The organism is Acinetobacter sp. UBA3025, from assembly GCF_002367915.1.
Classification (GTDB): domain Bacteria; phylum Pseudomonadota; class Gammaproteobacteria; order Pseudomonadales; family Moraxellaceae; genus Acinetobacter.
Genome location: NZ_DFDO01000177.1, coordinates 1 through 4,676 on the forward strand (window position 1 = coordinate 1; position 4,676 = coordinate 4,676).

The following is a 4,676-nucleotide window of genomic DNA, read 5'->3' on the forward strand; positions in this document are numbered from 1 at the left end:
GGTGGGAAAATTTCTAGCCACTTAGATAAACCTAAATATCGGGCTGTAATTTATGAAATTCATGTTAAAGATTTTATTTCTGAATAAAAAACCTCATCATTCGATGAGGTTTTTTTGATTAGCTTAATGCGAGGAAACGGCTCATCGCAATCCGAAGCTGCTTCAAATAACCAGTAAAGAAGTGGTTTGCACCGGGCAAGATCGTGACCAGATGACGTTGAGGTTTGGCCCATTCAATCATGTCGGATAAAAGCGTGACATCATCCGCTTCACCATGAATAAATAAAATATCACCTTTGATCTGTGGAGTAACATAGTGACGTAGGCCAGCTACGGTTGCAGTCGGTAGACCACACAAAATCACTTTTGAAGGTTGCAGTTCAACTGGCAGGGCGGCGTAACACTTGACCATGACATGTGCACCAAAACTGAAACCGCCTGCCAAGAAAGGCAGGTCAATATGTTGGCGACGCGCATATTTAATGACTTCAAGTATATCATCCGTTTCGCCAAAGCCTTCATCATGCAGACCGGCACTTTGACCAGAACCACGGAAACTTGGACGATAGACAACACAACCACGCTCTAAAAACATTTGTGCCAGTAACACTGGAACCTTATGTTGTGGTGTGCCACCTTGTAATGGATGGGGATGACAAACAATCGCGAATCCTTTCACTTCACCCTGAGGATAATCCACAAAAACCTCAAGTTGGCCAGCAGGGCCTTGGAGGAAGATTGGTTCGGACATAGCAAACCGATAAATTGCAGGAGAATTTTCTATTTTAACGATTATGATAAATAAAAACATGAATTGGAATTAAAATAAGTCTACTGATATAGTTTGATTAATCATTTTTTAACCAGGTTGCTATGCTTGCTTTAATTTCTCCAGCCAAGACTCTAGATTACGAAACACCTTTACCTACCGATCAATTTACTCAGGCAAGATTGCTGGAACATTCCCAGGAATTGATAGAAGTTGCCCGCAAGTTATCAGCAACTGAAATTGCCAGCTTAATGAGCGTCAGTGAAAAAATTGCCAATTTGAATGCGGAGCGCTTCAGAGACTGGCAGCCAGATTTTGATTTTTCCAATGCTCGTCAGGCAATCTTTGCCTTTAAAGGGGATGTTTATACCGGTCTGGATGCTTACCAGTTAAAGCAGGATCAGATTCATTATGCACAGAACCATCTGCGTATGTTATCCGGCCTCTATGGCTTATTGCGTCCACTGGATCTGATGATGCCTTACCGTCTGGAGATGGGAACCAAATTGACTAACCCACGTGGTGCTCATCTCTACGAGTTCTGGGGACATACCATCACTGATCTGATCAATCATGACCTGGCAGCAGCAGAGTCTGAAATTCTGGTCAATATTGCTTCGGATGAATATTACAAGGCAGTGAAAGAAAGCAAAATTCAGGCTGAAATCATCAAGCCGGTATTTTTAGATCAGAAAAATGGTAAATATAAAGTCATCAGCTTCTATGCCAAGAAAGCTCGTGGTTTAATGGCGCGCTTTATCATTGAAAACCAGATTAAACGAACTGAAGACTTAAAAGCCTTTAATACCGATGGGTATTATTTTGATGATGAAAGTTCACTAAAAGGTGAGTTGGTATTTAAACGTGATGAGCAGGTAGCTGCTTAAAGATAAAAGGTTCACCCAAGACTGAATGAAGAAATTTTCTTAAAAGTCTTGGGTAAATTTAAGTTTAGCAATATTAGGTTGAATTGAATAAAAATTAAAAAATAGGGAAGGAACTTTTAAAATATCATTTATTTAGAAGAATTTTTGACAGGAAATGGATAAATTTTTTAGAACAAAAGCTAAATAATATAATGAAAGCTATAGTGAGCTTTAAAAGATATTTTTCACTCGATAAATTTATATAGTAAAGACAAATTTCTAAAAAAATAAAAAATAGAATCAATCAATTAATTTCTTTAATATTCAAAAAATGACTAAAAAATAAAAAAATATGGCTCAAAAAATTATGATTAATTGAATAAGAAGTATAAAAAAAATGAAGAATATAAAAACTCTAAATAATTGAAAAACTGCATTTTATCGGGTTATTTGTAAACTATGTCACAATTTTATTGTTATTTTGTTAGCATAATTTCAATGCTGTTACATAACTCAACTACAAAAATGAAAATTTATACAATTCCTATTTTTGTGCTGATGGTGGGTTTACTCGGTTATTGTGTTCACCAACAGGCCGAAACAAGAAAACATGAAGAGCTTCATCAGATTCTGAAAGAAGTACAACATTCAACTAAATTGCTGAATGCAAATCGGCCCCGACCTTAATAGATTTGCACTAAGCTTTTTGATTAGGGAGTCAGGTAAAAAGATAAAAATAAAATCATAATAAATAAAAGAAAATATAAGAATAATGATGCTGACTTATATTAATTTTTAATAAAATATAAATTCTAAGAAGCAATCAGAAATCAATGTGTTATAATTTGCAAAAGATAAAGTTAGATCAAATTCACTTAAACTAAGTATTTGATTCTAATGATGAAAAAAGCTGCATAGGGGTTATGCAGCTTTTTTGTTTAGATTGTTTTTTGAGTTTTTCTAGCGCAGTTTTCTTACTGTTCGCTATTGAAACATTTTGACCCGCTAAATGGCGAAGCTGGCATATTCGTTGCTAACAGATCCTTAAAATTCATGAAGTTTTCTATAAAATTTCCTGGATTCGGCGGCATGCTTAAAGCATAAAGTTTACTCAATAGGGGCTAGGTCATGACGACTCCTAATCCATCTTCAGAAAATATGCTGGAACGCCTGTTCAAACTGAGTGAAAACAAAACCAGTTTCCGTACAGAAGTTCTGGCAGGTGTAACCACGTTCCTGACAATGTGTTACATCATTATTGTTAATCCGATGATTTTATCCGAAACCGGGATGGATCATGGGGCTGTCTTTGTAGCCACCTGTCTTGCAGCCGCAATTGGCTGTCTGGTAATGGGGCTAATTGCCAATTATCCAATCGCACTTGCGCCGGGTATGGGTCTGAATGCCTTCTTTACCTATTCAGTCTGTCTGGGAATGGGTGTGCCTTGGCAAACTGCATTAGGTGCAGTATTTGTATCAGGTCTGGTCTTCATTGCCATCAGTATGTTCAAAATACGTGAGGCGATTGTCAATGCTATTCCAATGTCACTCAAACTGGCGATTGGTGGTGGTATTGGCCTGTTCCTGGCCCTAGTTGCACTGAAAAATGCTGGCATTATTGTGGATAATCAAGCGACCTTGGTGGGTCTGGGTGATTTGAAACAGCCAACAGTTATGCTTGCACTACTTGGCTTCCTGTTAGTAGTGGTAATGCATCACTTCAAAGTACGTGGTGCGATTATTATCAGTATTCTGGTAATCACTGCAATTTCTACTGCTTTAGGTTATAACCAGTTCCAGGGTGTAGTAGGGCAAATTCCTTCACTTGCACCAACCTTCCTGCAAATGGACTTTCAAGGTCTATTTACAGCCAGCTTGATCGGTGTGATCTTCGTATTCTTCTTGGTGGATCTGTTTGACTCTACTGGTACGCTAGTAGGTGTTTCACATCGTGCAGGTCTACTGAAAGATGGTAAGTTGCCGCGTCTGAAAAAAGCATTATTTGCCGATTCTTCTGCGATTGTTGCTGGGGCGGCGTTAGGTACTTCTTCAACTACTCCTTATATTGAATCATCAGCGGGTGTTGCAGCAGGTGGTCGTACTGGTCTGACTGCCGTCGTAGTTGGCTTGCTGTTCATTGCCTGCTTGTTCCTGGCTCCATTGGCTCAATCTGTACCAGGTTTTGCTACTGCTCCAGCATTGCTATTTGTCGGTGTATTGATGATTCAGGGTATTGTCCATATTGAATGGGATGATATTACTGAAGCGGTTCCGGCGTTCCTGACCATTGTATTCATGCCATTTACGTACTCAATTGCAGATGGTATCGCAATGGGTTTTATCAGCTATGCGCTGATTAAACTGCTGACAGGTAAAGCGAAAACTGTTCCATACATGGTATGGATCATCGCAGTACTATGGGCATTGAAGTTCTGGATGTTTGGCGGCTAATTTTTGTCGAATATCAAAAGGGTGTAAACTCAGTTTGCACCCTTTTTTATTTTTCTCAGGTTTAATCAGGAGTAGCGATGAACCGTCTTGAATTGATTCAGGCCTTGCCAAAGGCTGAGCTGCATGTGCATATCGAAGGTACCTTTGAACCTGAGTTAATGTTTGCGATTGCACAGCGTAATGAAATTAGCATTCCTTATAAATCAGTTGAGGAAGTGAAGCAGGCTTATAATTTCCATAATCTGCAATCTTTCTTGGATATCTACTACGCGGGTGCCAATGTTCTGATTCATGAACAGGACTATTATGATCTGGCTTGGGCATATTTTGAAAAATGTGCGGATGATAATGTCGTGCATACTGAAATGTTCTTTGATCCGCAAACGCATACTGATCGTGGCATTGCCTTTGAAACCGTGATTAATGGCTTGCAGAAAGCCTGCGATGATGCGAAAGCTAAATTAGGCATTACTTCACATCTGATTATGTGCTTCTTACGTCATTTAAGTGAAGAGGCAGCATTTGAGACATTAGAGCAAGCGCTGTCTTATAAAGATCAAATCATTGGAGTAGGGCTGGATTCAAGTGAA

The 4,676-nt window shown here is 38.9% G+C and carries 4 protein-coding genes; 3 read left to right on the forward strand and 1 reads right to left on the reverse strand.

The window, feature by feature from the left end:
• Nucleotides 1-118 precede the first annotated feature (118 nt).
• Complete coding sequence (locus B4J23_RS07420) at nucleotides 119-751, reverse strand: alpha/beta hydrolase (protein WP_291359702.1); 633 nt, start codon at nucleotides 749-751, stop codon at nucleotides 119-121.
• A 122-nt stretch (nucleotides 752-873) separates the two neighbouring features.
• Between B4J23_RS07420 and yaaA the strand changes: the two genes are divergently transcribed.
• From yaaA to B4J23_RS07435, 3 genes are all read left to right on the forward strand, one after another.
• Entirely contained in the window at nucleotides 874-1,656 is a 783-nt protein-coding gene (gene yaaA, locus B4J23_RS07425) for a peroxide stress protein YaaA (protein WP_291359704.1), read from the forward strand.
• Nucleotides 1,657-2,763: 1,107 nt separating this feature from the next.
• Nucleotides 2,764-4,086, forward strand: coding sequence for an NCS2 family permease (locus B4J23_RS07430; RefSeq protein ID WP_004815389.1), 1,323 nt, complete (start codon nucleotides 2,764-2,766; stop codon nucleotides 4,084-4,086).
• Between the two features lie 77 nt (nucleotides 4,087-4,163).
• Nucleotides 4,164-4,676, forward strand: a 513-nt coding sequence (locus B4J23_RS07435) for an adenosine deaminase family protein (protein ID WP_414631567.1), incomplete at its 3' end; no start/stop codon positions are given.